This window comes from Ruminococcus sp. D54t1_190329_F1 (assembly GCF_015551645.1).
Lineage (GTDB): Bacteria > Bacillota > Clostridia > Lachnospirales > Lachnospiraceae > Blautia_A > Blautia_A faecis.
In genome coordinates this window covers 19,579-37,774 of the sequence record NZ_JADNDC010000003.1, presented here as the reverse complement: position 1 = coordinate 37,774, position 18,196 = coordinate 19,579, and the positions used below count along the sequence as shown (strand labels likewise).

Here is an 18,196-nt window from a genome sequence, read left to right as displayed (position 1 = left end):
TTATTCGGCCCCCTTTACTCGTTTCGCGATCAGCTCGATGTGCTCACTGTCAGCACTTCCTGCAAGAGCACCCTTGCCGATGTTTACGCCATTGGCAACAAGGGCACGTATTACGACAGCACCATCCTCTACAATAGCACCTGGCATAAGTACACTGTCAATTACCTTTGCACCTGGTCTCACCCTGGCTCCGGTAAAGACTACGGAATTGGTAACCTCGCCTTCAATTACACAGCCCTGGGTTATGTAAGCGTTCTGGATCCTGGCCTCTGTGCCAATATACTGCGGAAGTGCGGTTACATCTTCGGTGTAAATTTTCCAGGTAAGGTCGCTTAAATCCAGCTCATTATCCGGGCTGAGAAGATCCATATTTGCTTCCCAGAGAGAATCTATGGTTCCAACATCCTTCCAGTAGCCCTTGAAGCGGTAAGCGAAAAGACGTTTCTCATCGCCAAGAAGAGTAGGGATGATGTCCTTGCCAAAGTCATGGTTGGAATCCGGGTTCTTCATATCTGCAAGAAGCAGCTTGCGAAGAAGCTTCCAGTTAAAAATATAGATACCCATAGAGGCAAGATTGCTCTCAGGTACCGGCGGCTTCTCAACAAACTCGGTGATACGGTCTGTCTCGCCGTCCGTGTTCATAATACCGAAACGGCTGGCTTCCTTAAGAGGAACCTCGATAACGGCGATGGTAGCATCGGCCTGTCTCTCTTTATGGAAGGCAAGCATCTTGTCATAATTCATTTTATAAATGTGGTCACCGGAAAGTACCAGAAGGTATTCCGGATCATACTGATCTATAAAATCAATGTTCTGGGAAATCGCGTCGGCTGTTCCGCGATATACGTCGAGTCCGGTGTCTGCTTTCTCACGAGGCGGAAGTACATATACACCGCTGTCCTTGGAATCCAGTCCCCAACGTCCGCCGGCTGCAACATAACTGTTCAGCTCAACTGACTCATACTGTGTCAGTACGCCTACTACATCGATGCCACTGTTGGCACAGTTACTGAGGGGGAAATCAATGATACGGTATTTACCGCCGTAGGAAACTGCCGGTTTAGCCACTTTGTTGGTAAGATCGTGAAGACGGCTGCCACGGCCGCCAGCCAGAATCATTGCTAACATACTGTTCTGTTTCATGGTGAACCCTCACTTTCATTTCTTTAAGGCTGCTGTTCGCGGAACTGTATCTGCAAACAGGAATGCTTTAAGCCATATTATACAATATTTTCAATAAAAATACAATTTTTTTGTGCAAAAATATTGTAAAATCCAGATGAAATTTAGCTAAATATTTACTGGTAATTCTGTAGACTTTTCACAGCTTCGATGTCTTCCGGCTGTACTTTCAGGTTGGAAGTGAAAGTTCTGCCATCTGGTGTGGTGATCTGAACCTCGATCACGGTTCCTTCGGAAATGCCGGCCTGCTGTACGGCGGAAATAAATTGTGGGAATTTCGGGTGACGCCTTGTAAAAGCGCTCCACAGGTTCTTAAGTTCAAGTAATTTCATGGGGTTAATAGCCATTTTTTTATCCTTCCTATCAGGCGCCAGAGTGTGTTTGGAAAATTGTTCCTGCAAGCTGCATGCCGCACTTTGCAGAAAGTCTTCTTTAATACGCTCCGGGACGATTGAAACGGTTCCCTCTATAACCGATAAAGTCCAATTCTTTACTGCTTTAATTTGCAGATGTGCGCTTGATGTCTAAAGTATACCAGAAAAAAATCTGCACTGCAATGAAGGGCTCAAATATTCACATATTTAGCGAAAGTTCACAAAAGCGACTTTACATGCTATAGGGAACATTGTTATAATAGACGAAAGCCAAAAGCTGATTTTGGATAAAAAAGAACATAAGAACAGATGACGTGCGATATGAAGGAGAAAAAAATATCAAATTTTTGCAGCAAGAGGTGTGAAGATGGAAGAAAAAAAGAGGTATAATCTTGGAGTCCTCATCGGAGGAGTGCATACCTATTTTCCAAAAGAGCATATCAAGGGGATTTCTGAGGCGGCGGCAGAGCTGGATGTAAATGTCTGTTTTTTTCTGGGAACCCGGACTAAGGACTTTTTCGAAGATGTCCTGGGCAGCAAACAGAAAAATTCCTATGACTATCAATTTAATACCATACATGACTACAGCCTGATCGGCGGACTGGATGGTCTGATCATTAATTATGGAACACTGGGAATCCAGCTACGGGAGGATGATCCCAACAAATTTGCCCAGAAATATAATGGAATCACCACGGTTTTTCTTACAGAAGTCGTGGATGTGTCCAATTGTCACTCCCTGATCTGCGATAACAAAGATGGTATCGCGATGGTCATTTCCCATCTGGTGGAAGAGCATCATCTGTCCAGAATCCTGTTCGTGGCAGGACCGGAGCATAACACAGATGCCATTGAGCGTAAGGAAGCTTATCTGGAAACCATGAAGAAATATGGGCTTCCTGTAACCCCTGGAATGATTGCCCAGGGGGATTATTCCGAGTTTGTGGACAAACAGGTGGAACGTCTTCTGGATAGCAACCCGGATGCCCAGGCCATTGTGTTTGCCAATGATGAGATGGCTTTTGCCGGATATCGTGTCTGCGAGAAGCGTGGACTTGTGGTTGGCAAGGATATTATGATTACCGGATTTGATGACTGTGAGCGTGCATCCGGGATGGAACCGCCTCTTACCACAGTTCAGCAGGACGGAGAGCTTATGGGTAAAATGGCAGTCTACGATCTGGTGAACCGCCTGGATGGAAAAGATCCCGGAAAAGAAGCGGTATCCAGACGCGTGCCAGTTTCTTTTGTAAAAAGAGAATCCTGCGGCTGCGTGTCAGAGGATGCTTCGAGGAAAGAGACACCAGTGGGGCTTGGTGCCCAGGTGCACAGGCTGAATAAGACCATTGCCGGAATGAAGCTGGAACTGATCAGTTTTCAGAGGAAATCCTGGTTTATTCCGGTTCTTGCCCGGGATTTAAACGACTGCATGGATGACGAGCAGGCTTTTCTGAAAGAAATTATGGAGAAAATGCGGGAGCTTCATACAAGATGTACTCATCTTTTTCTCCTGGATGAACCGATTGTTTACGATGGCAAACGGAAGTGGACCTGCCCTTATAACCTTCATCTTGCTGCCAGCTATGAGAATGGCAGGATCGTTACCAAGGCGGCTTACGAGAGACCTCTGGTCATGAAGGAAAACGGAATCTGTGATCTGATGGAGGATGAAGAGCGCCACCAGTTTATGGTCTTTCTTCTCTTTTCCGGGGAGAAGCAGTATGGACTTCTGGCCTGTGACATTGACCAGGAGGATTTCCCGTTCTTCTATGTGATTAGCCTGCAGATTGGTCTGTCCCTGCATTATCTGGAGATAAGCAAGGCAGAGGCGGCCAGACGGCTGGAGATGTCCAGGGATATAGAAGAGATTAAGGAGAAAAACCGCGTTCTTGGTATTATTTCCGAGTATGATGAGCTGACCGGACTTCTGAATCTGCGCGGGTTTATGGAGCACACCAGGCGGGTTTGCCAGGCTGGGAATGGCCAGCGGGCATATATGATCTACGGTGATCTGGATCACTTAAAAGAGATTAACGACACCTGGGGGCATCCGGCAGGGAACTTTGCCCTTAGGAGTGTTGCCGAAATATTAAAGGGATGTCTGCGCAGCAATGATATTCTGGGCCGTGTGGGCGGTGATGAATATATTATCATGCTGGAATGCGAGGAAGCCGACTTCGGGGAGAAGTTCCGGGAGCGTGTGAAGATGGCATGTAAGCTGTTTAATGAAAAATCCGGCAAGCCGTTCCTGGTGGAGATTTCCCTTGGAATTGCCGAGTTCCGTCCAAATATTTCAACAGACATCCAGCAGGTGATCTCCTTGGCTGACCAGCAGCTTTATGAGGCGAAGAAACACAGGAAGAAGTCGGTGAGCAGGGCGAATAATCAAGGTTAGTGAGATACGAAATTTGTTTTAAAGTCCCGCGCGAAATATGAATTTCGCCGGGACTTTTCTCTAAAGGTATATTATTTTTATGAATGTTACTGTTCATCTTTTGAGGAAAGAATACTATTCACATCCTCCAGTGTTTTATCAGTTGCAGCAGCTATCTGCTCAGGGGTGAAACCATTTTTGTACATTTTAATAATAATCTGAGCCTGTCCCGCCCGAAAGCCACTTTCTTCCATTTCTTCCACTTCATCTCTAAACAGTTCTCTAAACACACTACTCACAGCAGATTCCCTCCTTAAATTCTCATATAATTCGAAGTTAGCTCGTGCACTTGCCTGCAGTACGGAGTCCACATTATTTCTGCCCCAGGGAGTTTTTATCCTCACTGACATTTCCAGAAAGCGTTCAACATCTTCTCTTTCTGCGTTGTTCGATAATATCCGTAAGCTGCTATGTGTCTCTTTCTTCAGTTCTTTTGTTACAATGACCTGCACTGGAAAAGGCAGATTGTTGGTTATGTAATAAATCCCTGGATATACCATCTCGATTTCATGGCCATGTCTTTTCAGGGCGAGAAACATTTCTCTGGGATATGCCTCCCGGAATAAAGAAACCGTCAGTTCATTTACTGGAATCTTATCCACATTCTCTCCATAGCCTTTATACAGACATGCATAACCAATTGTTTTATAAAAGTCATCGATGGTGAGTCCATCTTCTGGGCTTTTATACTCTATCACATTGTAGGTTCTCATAATGTGCCCAATTTCATTCTTAATTTTACCTAATTTCTTGCGATCCTTAACGATCAGCAGGTCAATCCGAATGGGCTCTTTGCTTAAGTTGTACTCCGGAGTTAATTCCAAAGCGTCTATATTTTCTTGTAATTCTAGTCCAGCAGCTGCACAAAATGCAGGATGCCACTGGATTTTATCTGGAGAATCGGTCATAAAATCACCTCCTCCGAGATTACAAATTTATTATATCGCAACTTTTTATATAATACAATTTCGAAATTGTGCGCCCAGACAAGGGCGAGTAGTCTAGCTGGTGGAATGCCTGTTTGGTAAGGCCTAACCAACCGCTAAAGAAACTAATGGGAATGCTTAATCTGAAATTGACAAGACATTATAGATACTATGGGATTAGTTTTAATGGCAGAATGACTTCAAACTACAAGCAACAAGTGAGAGAGCTTTTGTTTAAGGTGTTGAATAGACGTAGTGACAGAAAGAGTTATACAAGAGAAAGATGATGAAAATAATGGAGGGAACTGTTACGGAGGAGGCCTTTATCAGCATCCTTATGCTGGACGGAGCGGGAACCATCACCGCAGACAGTGAGAACATTTCCTACAAAAAAGGAAACAGCCTGCTTTGTTATTTAGTGTGTTGAAAGTTGTTCAAGGCGGACGCATTCGGACAATGGGTATTACTCACTCACCGGCGCAACGCTACGATGAACTAATCGCTAACTGCGACTAAGGAGTTCCGGAGAGCCGTCACTCCTAAGTCTTCGTAAGCGCTGGATTTCATCTACGCTAAGGGCGCGCCTGAAATGGTTCGCTGGAGTAATACCCATTGCCCGAACGCTGTGTACTGGCTGGGACTGTTTAACTTCCAGTTGTCAGTAACCAGCGATTTTGCAATGTATATTCGCAAGCCGCGCATTTTAGGAGCGGTTTTAGTGGAGGCGAGATCCATGACTTACGGAGACTTAGGCGCGAAGGCTCTCCTGAGCGTCTTAGTCGCAGTTAGTCATTAGCTTGCCGGAACGTTGCGACGCGCGGCGGTGAATATACATTGTGAAATCGCGTACGGGATAACGACCAACCAATTAAATAGCAATTCAAGGTTTAAAATGAGAGAGTATTTTTTTTAATAGACCTGGCCGGTTGGAGTGTGGGGAGGTCTCGGCGGGGACTTCCTGAATGCGGTGGCGGAAGTCGGCCAGGGTGGCGCACTGGGGCATGATTAGTTTGGCTTGTTTTTTGAATTGGGTAATATTGTTATAATTTTTTGTAAGGGTCTCAAATTCCGGAAGAAAAGTGAGATAATCGTAGTACCACTTGAAAGAAGGCGGGAATGCTTCAAGAGGCGCAATGTCAAGCTTCTGGGCAAACGCCTGGGTCTGCGAAGTAATCTCTTCCGAAATCTCCGGGATTTTTTTGTATTTGCGATACCAGATAAAAATGTCAATCAGCTCACGCTCCATTACGATGGCCAGCTCGCGGCCCTGAATATTGTATTTGGTACATTGGTTCATGATCAATTGCCAGGAATCAAATTCACAATGGAAGTTTCTGGCACGGTTTCCTACAAGGGATGCGCTGTTATTCACACGGTAACGGACAATCTGCTCGTGAGTGAGCCAGATCCTGTTGGCAGTGAATACGGCTTCGCTGTAGAAGGAGCGGTCGTTGACACAGATCAGATTGTTAAAGCGAAGCCCCTTTTCCAAAATGAATTTCCGTTTGTAAATGGCATTCCATGGAACTACACTGATGTGGCTGAAAATTTCGGGAGCCTGGTGGAAATTCAGAACCTTATCGAAGCACTCAGCGGGCACATCAGACAGTGCAAAAAGCGGGGTATCGGAAAGCTCGCCGGTCTCATTGTCAAAGCAGACGGCGCAGCCCTTTACCATGTCGGCACCCGCCTGTTCAGCAATGGACAGGTATTTCTGGTAGGCACCTTTTTCTACAAGGTCATCTGCATCAAGAAAGTGAAGATAATCACCATGGGCTTCTTCGATTCCCTTATTTCGACAGGCTCCTGCAAACCGGGTCTTTTCGTTGAGGAAAAGGCGGATGCGGGAGTCTTTTTGCTGGTAATCTTTTATGAGGGCAACAGAAGCGTCGGTGGATGCGTCATCCACACAGATCACCTCCAGCTCCTCTGGATTTCCCAGATCCTGCTGCAATACACTGTCCAAAGTGGCTGTGATGTATTTCTCAGCATTGTGAACCGGGATGATAGTGGTTAATTTCATAGGTAAATCCTTTCGTAAGGAATGGGTTATAAAAAAGCATTCCCACAAATTGTGACGTACATCTTGCAGAAAGCCTTTTTCAAACACGCTCTAGAGCATTCCCTTATCTTTATTTTTGCCAGAGCTTTGCGTCAGCTTCAATCCGGTAAGCTCGGCAGGCAATTCCAGACTTCCTGTATCCTTTAACATTCTGCAAAGAAATGCAATCTGGTGCCTGTAAGGTCTTGAGGTACTGTAGCGCTCTGGGTTAAAGGTGTCAAAAGTATAGGACGCTTTTGGCGCAGCAGCCAGAAGCGTAGCAACCGTTTTTATACTATCTGTGGAAGTGATTACGACTTCATCGAATCTTGTCTCTCCCATGCACTTCTTATATTCTTCCTTCCCCAAGTCCAAAATATGGGATAAGGGATAAAATGAGAAAAGTCCCATCCGGCTGGTGAGCACACTTGCCAGCTTCCAGCGGTTACCTTTCTCGGGATCCGGCTTCAATGGCAGGCTGGAACAGTCAGGTGATAACTGTGCCAGATATTTGGCAGAGTCTGTATTGCGGAAATCATTGTATGCAAGCCAGAATTCTTTTTCCGGTGCCTGTGCTGCCAGGGCATTAAAATCCCGAACCAGATTCTGGGAAAGCTTCCGCCCTGTAAAGAACAGGACGCGTGTGCGCAGTGCCGGTGCATCATCAGAAGAAGCTGGAGCATAATAGGGCAGCGGTCGTCCGTTTAAGAGAGAATCTGCAATATCTGTGAGAAGATATTGTGGGGATTCTTCGAAAGTAGTGGCTTCTCCGGAGGAATTCTTTGTGGCCTGTAAATCATGATTATTTTCCATTTGCAGAGAGCTTTTTTCCGAAGAATTCCAATTGTGCTCCTGGGAATCGAACACACGGTCTGTATCAGAAGTAAACTGGTCAAAAGGTGCTGAATGTAAAGCTTCATTTGTGGCCATCTTCTCAGACATCAGTTCTAACTGTCCGATATATCGTACTAACTCCGGTACATTATCAAATGCAGGATATTCCGGGTGAAATATATCGCAAAGTGTGGAGTGCAGATTGCAGGAATGATTTTTCAAACAGGCTCCAGAGCTCTCGGGCAGACAGGAAGTGGTTTCCAGCAGGACAGGAGCAGCTGGTACAGTCTGATGGTCACTGGTTGCATTTTCGTGTCGAAGAAATGTACCGCACAGAAATCGCAGAATCTGTGTGCCTGTGGTGAATCTGGCAGAAAGTGCATTGTGATAATCCGATATAAAAATATCACACGCCGCAGCGAAATCCGGTACATCGAAATCTTTTGGCATTTCTTTTATATGTCTAAATTCAGAAAAATCAATTTCCCTTTCATGATCCAGATGCAGATACAAAACCTGATAATCGGAAAGTTCACAGTCAAATATGTAGAGGGCTGCCATGAAATTCCGGAATGTCTGCTCGGTGTCCGCAATATAGGACCCTGGAAGCAGCGGCGCATACAAAATAGTCTGCATGGAATCCATCTGCAAGCTGCGGCGGAGCTTTTCCCTGTGTGATTCATTGGGAATCACCGGAATGTGGGTGGAAGAACCGATAATGTAAGGCGTTTTGCAGATATTAGCTGTCATACATTCCTGCAGGTAAATATCCCGGTTCTGTACATTGTTAAAATACAGGCAGTCTGCCATAAACATAGTATGCTGCCAAAGCCCTGTATCAGCGGTGGAATCCGGTGTGTTCAGAACGGTTTCCGGATACAGATTGTGTCCGCAGTAAAGCAACACAAACTGCCCCTCTTCCTTCCGGAAATAGTAGGGTAAAGGTCCGTCTGTGATCACGTAGCCGGAGAGTGCAAGTGCCTTGCCGTATTCTTCGCTGTCCGGGCACACCAGAGTAATATTCTCAGACAGTGCAGTGCTGTCAGAAAGATAGCGGTTCAGAAGAGCCTGAAACAAGGCATGCTTTTCCTGAGTCAGGGAGACAATGATCTGGTGCTCTCCAAAATTCCTCAGAAGATGCACAAGTAATTTCAATATCCAGGTAGGAATTTCTTTTCCACGGCTGGCTTCCAGAAGAATCTGCTCCGGATCAGGAGCAAGGCTTCCGGTATAGGCAAAGCCATAAAACTGGGAGGAAGTTTTTTCCCGGTGGATCATCTCAGCAGGCTGATAGCTGGGAGATGTTTTGTGAGAAAGCTTGTAATCCTTTATCCAGGCTTTCTGCTGCTGTACGGTCATTCCGTTGCAGGCCTCTATGAAAGAAATCATTTCCTGTCTGGAACCATAAAGACAGAGCAACCGCCCAATATGTGGCGGAAGTGAATATCGGACATAATGATTGTTCTCCCAGTCCGGAATATTGGACTCCATATAATCGAAAAGCTCATTGATCAATTGCAGCTTCAGTTCTTTCTGGTCAGTCTCATAGTTGGTGAGAAGCTTCCAGAAACGGTAGAAAAAATGACGCACAGCAATGAAATCCAGCTCTGTCTGATATTGTTCAAACAGCCCCAGCTTCTCCATTTCTTCCTTCATAAAAATAATGGCATTCCGGATGTGAAGGGTGGAAGGCGTGAGACGGCTGAGGAATCCTACATTTTTTCTGTAATTATAGAAGCACTGATCCACGTATCCGATGGAACGGGCTTTCACAGCCAGAAGATAGGCCACCGGAAGATCTTCAAACCGGATTCCTTCCGGGAAACAAAGTCCGTTAAACAGATCTCTGTGAATGAACTTGATCCATGGGTATGGAGAAATCGCAGGTAATTCATAAGGCTTGTCTGCAACGCGGAAGTTCTGATTATGGCAGGATGCAATGTATTCCTTACGGACTCCGGTCTCAGAGTCTACATTATAGTAACGGAAAAGAACCAGGTCGTTTCCGTCAGCGGTAGCTTTTTCATAAAGAAGTCTGCAGGCGTCAGGCTCTACGAAGTCATCGCTGTCTACAAACCAGACATATTCTCCATGGGAATGGGCAAAACCATAATTTCGTGCCCTGCTGACGCCGTGGTTCTCTGTGGAAAATATAAAAAGCTTCTCCGGATTTAACGACTGATAAGCCTGCAGAATCTGCAGGCTTCCATCTGTACTGCCATCATTGACAGCTACGATCTCTATTTCCTCAAGTGTCTGTGCCAATAAGCTGTCCAGGCACGTACTCAGGTATTTTTCCACGTTATACACCGGTAAAATGATGCTGACTTTAAAAGACTTCATCAAAAACTCTCTACCCCATTCCTAATTCCGATATTTCAAGTCAAAATTGCAGTTGTTTCGTCAATCTTTTACCTATAATAGTACCAGTTCGACAGGGGGATTTCAAGGGGAAAAGGAAGGGAGAAACTTGTTTATTTTCTGTTTATCTCTTTCTCACCAAATGAACACATTTATATAGTACCATGGAAAACGAGAAGGAGGGTTTTTACTTATGACTGACAAGGAGTATTATGAGCTTATTCAGCCGTATGAGGATGCGATGAAGCTATTGCTGACACGTCTGGAAGTGCTGAACCACTCTATTTATAAAACAAAGACGGGGAAACCCGTTCATAACATACAGTACCGGATCAAAAAGAAGGACAGCATTGAGGAAAAACTGGTGCGTCATGGTTTCGAGCCAACCTTGGAAAATGCCAAGGATCAGTTGCAGGATATTGCGGGGGTGCGTATTATCTGCTATTTTGTTGGGGATGTAAATAATCTGATAAACATGTTAAAGAAGCAGCCCGACCTTATTTTCATCCGTGAGAGAAACTATATTGAGAGCCCCAAGCCCAACGGTTATCGCAGCCATCATGTCATTCTCGGTGTAAATGTCTGCTGTCTGGATGCAAACGAATACTATCCGGTAGAAATCCAGCTGCGCACCATCTTCATGGACTTCTGGGCCGCCATGGAACACCGCGTCTCCTACAAGAAACAATACGACAACAAAGAACAACGTGTAGCCGAACTCCTCCAATACTCCAATATTCTGGAAAAGATGGAAAAGGAGTTTGAGAAATATAATGATCATCCGGTTGAAATGTGAGCAGCAATCTGATAAAATAAAGAAAACATTTGTTCGAAGGAGGCTATAAACATGGTGTTTGTAAATGAAGCATGGAACGGAACTGGTGAAATTGTAGTTTACAGTAACTATCATAAATATTGGCTGGACAGAGAACGAAAGATAAAGAATCCATTGTTTGATGTGTTTAGCGGGAAAATATTGGATTTGAAGGATAAGAAACCATCGGCGATTAAATATTTTTACAATTTACTGGATTGTGAGATATGCCCCGGAGTAACTATTTGTGTGGTACCTTCCAGTAATGCGGAAAAAAGAGAATCCGGAATTGGAAAACTAGGAGAAATGCTTGCTGCCAATGGAAGGGATAATAAAGTATATTTTTTAAGAAGAAGCCATTCAATCAACAAGCTTGCAACAGGAGGAAGCAGGAATCTGTCAGTTCATATGCAGTCTATTGATACGGTAGAGGATATAGACATAAGCGGAGACATTGTATTATTGATGGATGACGTAACTACAACTGGAAACTCTCTGTATGTCTGCAAAGAAATTTTATTAAATCGTGGAGCCGCTAATGTAGAAATGTTTGCATTGGGTAAGGCAATATAAAATGGAAAAGCTTATGGAAGAAAAGAAAACAACACTATGGCAGGAAATAAAAATCTGTCGAGTTGATGAAACAAATTATCCACATGATTTGAAAAAAATAAAAGACCGGCCAGAGGTTTTGTACTATAGAGGAAATATTGATATTTTGAATGAGCATAAAAGTATTGCGGTTGTAGGATCACGTAAGATATCGGCTGTAGGTGCTAAGTTGGCTTATAATGCGGGCAGTATTATAGGCAAAAATGGTTTTAATCTTGTAAATGGTCTTGCACTTGGCTGTGATGCAGAAGCTCTAAAGGGGGCTCTGGCAGCAGGGGGGAAATGCGCAGTGGTTCTTCCTTGCGGAATAAATGAAATATATCCGAAATCTAATCAATGGATTGCAGAAGAAGTTTTAAAGCAGGGCGGATGTCTTATTAGCGAATATCCCGAAGGAACAAGACCTGAGAAATATCGTTTCGTGCAGCGCGACCGACTTCAAAGTGGCATGTCTCAGGGGGTTCTGGTAGTAGAAGCTATGGAAAAAAGTGGTACTATGCATACTGCAGAGTATGCAAAAAAACAGAATCGCCGCCTGGCTTGTTATTATCACGGTTTGTTGAAATATTCTACAGGAAATAATGTTTTGGAGAATTTATATCAGGCAGCAGTGATTAAAACCAATGAGGATTTAGAGAACTATTTATGTGAAATTGCAGATATAGAAGAATATACGCAATTGAGTTTTGATTTTGTATAACTATTTCCCCACGAGAAACAGAAAAGCAGCATTGTTTCTCGTGGGGATTTTTATGTTCTGTTTTAGTACAAATTTTATTGAAAAATATTCTACATCATTTCTACTTTTTTATCTTATTTTTCGTACGGAATAAATGGCAAAAATGCCGTAGTTCGCATACTCTTTTCATATTCTAACAGTTGCGAAAGACCCTGACTTTTGCAGCTAAATGGATATAAAACACCCGTCAAACCCAGTAAATACAGGGCTTGGCGGGCTTTCTGCTTTGTCAGATTTTCATGGTGTTTTTTCTATTTTTGGGTCTTTGCTAAAACTTTTTTTATTTCCCCTAGCGTACGGATACGTTTTCCAAAATCAATATCTGTAACTCTTTCGATATCTTTTAAAACTTCATCGTAATAATCAAACAGATAATAGTTTTGCTGGATTAGGCTGCATTTGGCTTTTGACAGAGATTCCAAAATAGTTCCGATGCTGTATTTTCGCTCCAGTTTATTTTCCAGTATTCTAGCGATTGTCAAAGCTACAAAACAGGTAAGGAAATGTGCTTTGATATGTTCTTTTGTTCAGACATACACGGGTCTGGCTTCCAGTTCACTTTTGGTTACTTTAAAAGATTCCTCAATTCTCCATAAACCTCGGTACATATCGATAATCTCGTCGTCAGATGTCTCCATTTCGCTGGTTAAGAGCATGTAGTAACCATCCAGTGATTCTTCCTCCCGGATTTTGTCCTCATCAATGTCCAGCCCAGAAGAGGCGGTAAGGATTTCTCCGGTTTCTTTGTCATAGTCTATTTTTTGACATATTTTGCAGCACCATAAGACGTGGCTCTTGTATAATTCTCTGGATTTTTTGCCAGGTCTCTTGCTTTTGTCAGTGCAGCTTCACGCTCTGCTTTTGCTCGTTTGGCATATTTTTCACTCCAGAAGACAACCTGTTTCTCATTTACCTGCTTTTTTATTTTTTTGCCCGAAACAGAGGATACTTGGATTGTTCTTGGAGATTTGCGGGATTTCCGCTTATATTCTGTACCAAGCCATTCATAACCTTCCTGTTCCAGAACATAGTCCTTGATGCTTTTTTCTGCGCCCCGGATGGACATACTGAAAACATATCCGTCATGAGTGGGCGTGTTGATCGTGTACCAGATGTTATCACCTGTTGTCATTCCTTTGTCAGCAACGGAAATGACTCTGCCAAGATCAAACTGCTTTTTGATGCGTCCAAAGTTAGGTCTGTAGGTCAGACAGTTATTGGTATTTCCGGGAAAAAGCTCATAAGTAATAGGAATTCCCTGATTATCCATGAAAAGTCCCATCTGCACAATTGGATTTGGACGATGTTCTTTTGAAACTCCTTTACGGAGAAAATCGGTTTGCTCATCTGTCTCAAAATAGTAGTTTGTAACATCATAATAGATGAGGCTGGTATCCCTGCCATAATTCTCTTTGATATGGTCATTTAGCCAGATCTGCAAGTTTTCTTTATGTTTGTCAAGGAAAGACAGACAGCGGTAAACATCGTCTAAAGAGTAGTCTGTTTTCTCAAAGAAATGTTCCCGATCATCATAGGAAGATTTCTTTGAAGCAGGGAAAAGAAGTCTGGAATAGACCAGCATCTTCATGATGGTATTGGCATCATACTGTTCTTTTGAGCGGCGCTGCCGGTTCGTTAGAAAAGTATGGAGACCGAGCTCATGGTAGATCTGGCTCAGTGCAGCATAGCCAAAGTTTTTTCTCAGCTTGTCACCTAAACAAAGGCGATCAGAATCGTAAAAAGTAAAGTGGATGGGAGCCTGTCTGGCTGCTTTTTCAGCTTTTAGCTGCTCGACTCTTTTTTGAAAGTGAGCAATAGGGTCATCATATTTTTTTTCTAATTCGTCTAGCCAGCCAATAGATTCTACTGTTTTCTGGCGGGAGCATTTCTTAGCTTTATCGTAATAGGTGTCAACAATGGAAAGGCGAATCCGACCATTCAGGTTTGGTGTTTTTTGAGGTACATAGCAAGCACTCCGTTTCGTATAATATTTATTGCACCACAAAACGATACAAAACGCTAGTAAAATATGACGAAATTTAAAAATAAAAAAAGCCTGAAAGCAAGGAAACAAAAGGCTTTCAAGCGATAAGTGAGCATATGTTACTGCAAAACTGTGGTGCATGGCGAATCTCGTTGGGCTGCGGTTTCGGTCGTTCGCATCCTTCAAAATGAAAAGTACAAGGGAGATCTGCTTATGCAGAAGTATTATATCCGGGATTTTCTTACGAAAGAGCTGGAAAAGAACGATGGAAAACTGACACAGTATTATGTGGAAAATGATCATGAAGCAATCATAGAGCGGGAAATATGGGACGCGGCACAGCTGGAAATCAACAGAATCAAAGAGTTTAAACGGAATCATCAGATCCGGGAATTGGGAAGCAGCAGTCTGGAACCTTTTTATGGAAAAATTTTTTGTGGGTGCTGTGGCGGAAGGATGGTGAAGAAGAGCAGAAAAAGTGTGTGGCGTTGCATAAATTCCGGCAAAGAAAAGGGTGGATTTTGTAAAGCCAAGCCTGTTGAGGGGCATAAGATGGAAGAATATGTAAGCGCTGCCTGGGCACAGCTGGTATCCCAGAGAGAAAATCTTCTGTCAGGTTGGGAGAAAGATATTGCCCAGGGAAATGCCCTGGAGCGCTTACGCGCAGCACAGATGAAAGAGCTGACCGAAAAGTATCCTGACTGGTTCCAGGTGGCGAAGAATACGAGAATGGTGATTGGGGAAATTATAATTGGGGGTGATAAGGGGTGTGAGATTTTGTTTATGGATGGCGTAAGGCTGGTGACGGATTAGAGCGTGTTTGAAAAATCATTCCCGTTACCAGGGGAATAGGCTGTGAAGAAAGAAAGCAAAAGAATTTAGCAGACTTTCGAAAAATACTTGTAAATCAAGAACTTCAATGTTATTATGATAAAAAGCATATTTCTCATATAGTTCAAGGCATATCCGCCATCTGATTTATCTAATCACACATCAGAAATCCATGCTTTTTACCCATTAACGAAGAAGAGCAGGAGTTCTGAATGAAAGGTATGTATGCTTAGCTTGTCTTTTCTGACTCCTGCAAAGAAAAGGAGGACCAGCCTATGGTAAACAGAAACTACAAGGTCACGATATTCCGGATGCTATGAAGGCAGTAACAGGGAATTGATGGAACAGTGCCAGATACTAAGGGAATATGCAATATATGTAGCGCGGGTTCGTAAATATGCAAAATATATGCAACTGGAAACAGCTGTTCAAAAAGCTGTAGATGAATGTATTCAGGAGGAAATTCTGGAAGAATTTCTTCGGAAAAATAGAGCGGAGGTTATCGCAGTGAGTATATTTGAATATGACAAAGAAGAGGAAGAACGTAAATTGAGAAAAGCTGAGTTTGAGGCTGGGGAGCAAAGTGGAATACAAAAAGGAATACAAGAGGGAATACAGGAAGGAAAGGAATTGAAAACAAAAGAAATTGTCAATTCGTTACTTCAGGATGGAATGGGCATTGAAAAGATTGCGGCTTTACTGAAAATTAGCAAAGAACATGTTTTGGAATTAGCAGGAAGGAGCAAAAATTTATGAAAAAGAATCACCACCTTCATCGGCTGGTTCGTCTTTGCCTCATCATTTCCCTGCTTCTGCTGTGCAGTACAAGCCAGGTATTTGCCGCTGCAAAGGTAAATCTGAAAAACACCAAGATTAAACTATCAGCCACCAAACTCACCTACAATCAAAAAGTCCAGCGCCCGAAGGTAAGCGTCACCTATAAGGGCAAAGTCCTGAAAGAGAAGAAAAACTATGTTCTGAAATATTCCAAGGGCTGCAAAAAGGTAGGCACCTATACGGTTCAGATTATTGGAAAAGGTGCTTATGCCGGAAACGTGAAAAAGCAGTTTACCATTTTGCCTCCAAAGACCCAGGTAATGGGTGGTTATGTTGGAAAAAAGACTGTCAGTGTGATAATAAAAAGGCAAACCGCTCAGACCAGCGGTTACCAGCTGCGCTATGCCACAAATTCCAAATTAAAAAATGCGAAAACCATAACAGTCAAAGGAAACAAAAACAACACCGTTTCCCTCAATGGACTGAAAGCCGGAACTACATATTATATGCAGGCCCGTACCTACATGGCCATTAAAGGAAAGAAATATTATTCCAAATGGTCTTCCACGGAACATTGTAAAACAAGCGGAAAGTCAAAAGGAAATACTTCAAATACAACGCCTACCCCTAAGCCGGTTCCGAAATTAACGCTCGAAGAGGGAAAAGCAAATATAACCCTGGAAAGCGGAAGATATTATGAGATTGAAACGTCAAATGGAATCAAAGACATTAATATTTCTGATCCGGCTGTTGTATATTCTACAGATGAAGCTGAAGGCGGAAATAGCCGCTTATTTGCGACACTTGAGCCTGGGAAATGCGTGATTACCATCACGGATATTTATGGACAAAAAATTACTTCCACGGTTTCAGTTACCCAGAAGCTATACAGTCCGCATACTGAGACTTCTTATGTAGTGACATCTGAAACCGTTGACAGCACACTTCCTGTTCCCACCATCAAGTCAATAGATTATGGTGACGGATGGGTGGATGTGAACTGCCCGGGAACTTTTTCCCAGTCAGATCCCTATGTTGGTTACGAAGGTTATCTTTCTTACAATGATAAGTTTGCATATAGTGTTCAGGATACGCGAACAATCGGTGATGATAATGGGATAGGAAGTGTGAGTTTCTATTATTTAGACTCAGGCCGCAGTTACTATACAAAAGTACGTTCTTACACCATCCGCAATAATGTAAAAGTCGTTGGACTGTGGAGTGAAATCCGTAAAGTGGATTTGCCAATATATGATACGAAAGGCACAACACCTGCTAAATATACCTATGAAATTTATGGTCTGGACAAGCAGAAAGCAGATATTTACACACAGTGTATCAAACCTCTTTTTATAAAAACAGACAATCAGGATCTAAATTCTTTTAGACTGATCTGTGATGGAGAAAGCCCTTTGATAAATGTGTATTCAGGTGGATCAACGCACATATATGATGATATTCCTTATGAAAACGGCGATTCCGAGACCACTTCCCTGAAAAAAGTAAAAGGCGGTTATATCGGATATGTATATTTTGAAAAAGCAGGAACTTACGATATCGAATTCCGGGAATACTCCATGTCTGGTTATACGGTTGCAAAAACAGTGGCATTAAATGTTATGGATTATGACCAGGCTGAGAAAGCATGGATGACTGACATTATCAATAAAGTTACAACTTCCGGTATGACTCCATTTGAAAAAATGGATGCTGTAAGTGATTACCTCACAGAGCCAGGTCGCTTCAAATATGTAACGGTACATGGAAATTATCTGGTATCTCTGGCAGCAGAACCTAATACTCCATTTTTTGTATCTTATCGTTGGGATTCCTGCACATCACCGGCAGCCCTTTGTGAATTTGCAAAGTTAATCGGTGGTTTTGATGATATTCATAATTGTTATGGTGATTATCAGAGAGGCACTGAGGAATGGTCTCGCTGGCATTATGTGGCTAAACTTACGATAGGAAGCGAAACACGAAATTACGCCGTATGCCCGATGAGCCCAACCGGTGAAGTCGGCGAAACACAGATGATCGACCTGACAGACCTTAGTAATATGAGGAAATTTGGGTGATTTCAATTTAAATAATTCTTTTTACCGGGCAGGCCAGAAGTTATTTCTGGTCTGCTTTTCTGCACAATTCTTATGAAAATCATATACATAATCCTCAATTTTTTTGATTGACATTGCCCTTCGTTAAGTCGTATACTTAATTTACTTTTACAAAAGAAAAATCTAAATCTGACCATTCGGTCAGGTAATTCCATTTCGTTATGAATATT

General features: G+C 43.0%; 15 protein-coding genes. 8 read left to right on the top strand and 7 right to left on the bottom strand.

What is annotated here, in order from left to right:
• Together I2D69_RS01840 and I2D69_RS01835 are read right to left on the bottom strand one after the other, a co-directional pair.
• Positions 1 to 1,143 (bottom strand): glucose-1-phosphate adenylyltransferase, encoded by a 1,143-nt coding sequence (locus I2D69_RS01840; RefSeq protein ID WP_118581924.1) that lies wholly within the window; start codon positions 1,141 to 1,143, stop codon positions 1 to 3.
• Between the two features lie 155 nt (positions 1,144 to 1,298).
• Positions 1,299 to 1,529 carry a hypothetical protein gene (locus I2D69_RS01835; protein WP_202031468.1) on the bottom strand — a complete coding sequence of 77 codons (231 nt, stop codon included), beginning with the start codon at positions 1,527 to 1,529 and terminating at the stop codon, positions 1,299 to 1,301.
• Positions 1,530 to 1,923: 394 nt separating this feature from the next.
• Here I2D69_RS01835 and I2D69_RS01830 point away from each other — a divergent pair, with 394 nt between their 5' ends.
• Positions 1,924 to 3,951 carry a GGDEF domain-containing protein gene (locus I2D69_RS01830; RefSeq protein ID WP_195379303.1) on the top strand — a complete coding sequence of 676 codons (2,028 nt, stop codon included), beginning with the start codon at positions 1,924 to 1,926 and terminating at the stop codon, positions 3,949 to 3,951.
• A gap of 86 nt (positions 3,952 to 4,037) precedes the next feature.
• Here I2D69_RS01830 and I2D69_RS01825 read toward each other — a convergent pair whose 3' ends face one another.
• A complete protein-coding gene (locus tag I2D69_RS01825; RefSeq protein WP_195379302.1) occupies positions 4,038 to 4,898 on the bottom strand; it encodes a hypothetical protein in 861 nt (286 codons plus the stop codon).
• 301 nt (positions 4,899 to 5,199) lie between these two features.
• Between I2D69_RS01825 and I2D69_RS01820 the strand changes: the two genes are divergently transcribed.
• Positions 5,200 to 5,343 (top strand): hypothetical protein, encoded by a 144-nt coding sequence (locus I2D69_RS01820; RefSeq protein ID WP_195379301.1) that lies wholly within the window; start codon positions 5,200 to 5,202, stop codon positions 5,341 to 5,343.
• Positions 5,344 to 5,796: 453 nt separating this feature from the next.
• Here I2D69_RS01820 and I2D69_RS01815 read toward each other — a convergent pair whose 3' ends face one another.
• Both I2D69_RS01815 and I2D69_RS01810 read right to left on the bottom strand, forming a co-directional pair.
• The gene (locus I2D69_RS01815; protein WP_195379300.1) at positions 5,797 to 6,939 is read right to left on the bottom strand and encodes a glycosyltransferase; all 1,143 of its coding nucleotides are present in this window, start codon (positions 6,937 to 6,939) and stop codon (positions 5,797 to 5,799) included.
• A gap of 90 nt (positions 6,940 to 7,029) precedes the next feature.
• Positions 7,030 to 10,134, bottom strand: a complete 3,105-nt coding sequence (locus I2D69_RS01810; protein WP_195379299.1) for a glycosyltransferase family 2 protein — start codon at positions 10,132 to 10,134, stop codon at positions 7,030 to 7,032.
• 211 nt (positions 10,135 to 10,345) lie between these two features.
• Here I2D69_RS01810 and I2D69_RS01805 point away from each other — a divergent pair, with 211 nt between their 5' ends.
• The 3 genes from I2D69_RS01805 to dprA are packed head-to-tail and all read left to right on the top strand — an operon-like array spanning position 10,346 to position 12,278.
• A complete protein-coding gene (locus I2D69_RS01805) occupies positions 10,346 to 10,948 on the top strand; it encodes a (p)ppGpp synthetase (protein WP_195379298.1) in 603 nt (200 codons plus the stop codon).
• A 51-nt stretch (positions 10,949 to 10,999) separates the two neighbouring features.
• Positions 11,000 to 11,539, top strand: coding sequence for a phosphoribosyltransferase (locus I2D69_RS01800; RefSeq protein WP_173772530.1), 540 nt, complete (start codon positions 11,000 to 11,002; stop codon positions 11,537 to 11,539).
• A gap of 13 nt (positions 11,540 to 11,552) precedes the next feature.
• Positions 11,553 to 12,278, top strand: coding sequence for a DNA-processing protein DprA (gene dprA, locus I2D69_RS01795; RefSeq protein ID WP_173735417.1), 726 nt, complete (start codon positions 11,553 to 11,555; stop codon positions 12,276 to 12,278).
• A 566-nt stretch (positions 12,279 to 12,844) separates the two neighbouring features.
• Here the strand turns inward: dprA and I2D69_RS20650 are convergent.
• Entirely contained in the window at positions 12,845 to 12,973 is a 129-nt protein-coding gene (locus tag I2D69_RS20650; protein WP_330386326.1) for a hypothetical protein, read from the bottom strand.
• 98 nt (positions 12,974 to 13,071) lie between these two features.
• Positions 13,072 to 14,322 (bottom strand): hypothetical protein, encoded by a 1,251-nt coding sequence (locus tag I2D69_RS01790; RefSeq protein WP_207741788.1) that lies wholly within the window; start codon positions 14,320 to 14,322, stop codon positions 13,072 to 13,074.
• Positions 14,323 to 14,409: 87 nt separating this feature from the next.
• Between I2D69_RS01790 and I2D69_RS20645 the strand changes: the two genes are divergently transcribed.
• The 3 genes from I2D69_RS20645 to I2D69_RS01775 all read left to right on the top strand — a co-directional run bounded on the left by I2D69_RS20645 (position 14,410) and on the right by I2D69_RS01775 (position 17,987).
• Positions 14,410 to 15,114: a recombinase family protein gene (locus tag I2D69_RS20645; RefSeq protein WP_148463594.1), complete on the top strand. Its 705-nt coding sequence runs from the start codon at positions 14,410 to 14,412 to the stop codon at positions 15,112 to 15,114.
• Between the two features lie 525 nt (positions 15,115 to 15,639).
• Positions 15,640 to 15,888 (top strand): hypothetical protein, encoded by a 249-nt coding sequence (locus I2D69_RS19910; RefSeq protein ID WP_226854216.1) that lies wholly within the window; start codon positions 15,640 to 15,642, stop codon positions 15,886 to 15,888.
• Complete coding sequence (locus I2D69_RS01775) at positions 15,885 to 17,987, top strand: hypothetical protein (protein ID WP_195379297.1); 2,103 nt, start codon at positions 15,885 to 15,887, stop codon at positions 17,985 to 17,987. The genes I2D69_RS19910 and I2D69_RS01775 overlap by 4 nt, the downstream gene beginning before the upstream one ends.
• Positions 17,988 to 18,196: the final 209 nt, after the last annotated feature.

What these genes read in the sequence shown, in the direction of transcription:
- I2D69_RS01775 (WP_195379297.1), top strand. Translation starts at nt 15,885, where the DNA reads ATGAAAAAGAATCACCACCTTCATCGGCTGGTTCGTCTTTGCCTCATC.
- I2D69_RS01840 (WP_118581924.1), bottom strand. Translation starts at nt 1,143, where the DNA reads ATGAAACAGAACAGTATGTTAGCAATGATTCTGGCTGGCGGCCGTGGC.
- dprA (WP_173735417.1), top strand. Translation starts at nt 11,553, where the DNA reads ATGGAAGAAAAGAAAACAACACTATGGCAGGAAATAAAAATCTGTCGA.
- I2D69_RS01810 (WP_195379299.1), bottom strand. Translation starts at nt 10,134, where the DNA reads ATGAAGTCTTTTAAAGTCAGCATCATTTTACCGGTGTATAACGTGGAA.
- I2D69_RS01830 (WP_195379303.1), top strand. Translation starts at nt 1,924, where the DNA reads ATGGAAGAAAAAAAGAGGTATAATCTTGGAGTCCTCATCGGAGGAGTG.
- I2D69_RS01800 (WP_173772530.1), top strand. Translation starts at nt 11,000, where the DNA reads ATGGTGTTTGTAAATGAAGCATGGAACGGAACTGGTGAAATTGTAGTT.
- I2D69_RS01825 (WP_195379302.1), bottom strand. Translation starts at nt 4,898, where the DNA reads ATGACCGATTCTCCAGATAAAATCCAGTGGCATCCTGCATTTTGTGCA.
- I2D69_RS01805 (WP_195379298.1), top strand. Translation starts at nt 10,346, where the DNA reads ATGACTGACAAGGAGTATTATGAGCTTATTCAGCCGTATGAGGATGCG.
- I2D69_RS20650 (WP_330386326.1), bottom strand. Translation starts at nt 12,973, where the DNA reads ATGCTCTTAACCAGCGAAATGGAGACATCTGACGACGAGATTATCGAT.
- I2D69_RS01820 (WP_195379301.1), top strand. Translation starts at nt 5,200, where the DNA reads ATGATGAAAATAATGGAGGGAACTGTTACGGAGGAGGCCTTTATCAGC.
- I2D69_RS01835 (WP_202031468.1), bottom strand. Translation starts at nt 1,529, where the DNA reads ATGGCTATTAACCCCATGAAATTACTTGAACTTAAGAACCTGTGGAGC.
- I2D69_RS01815 (WP_195379300.1), bottom strand. Translation starts at nt 6,939, where the DNA reads ATGAAATTAACCACTATCATCCCGGTTCACAATGCTGAGAAATACATC.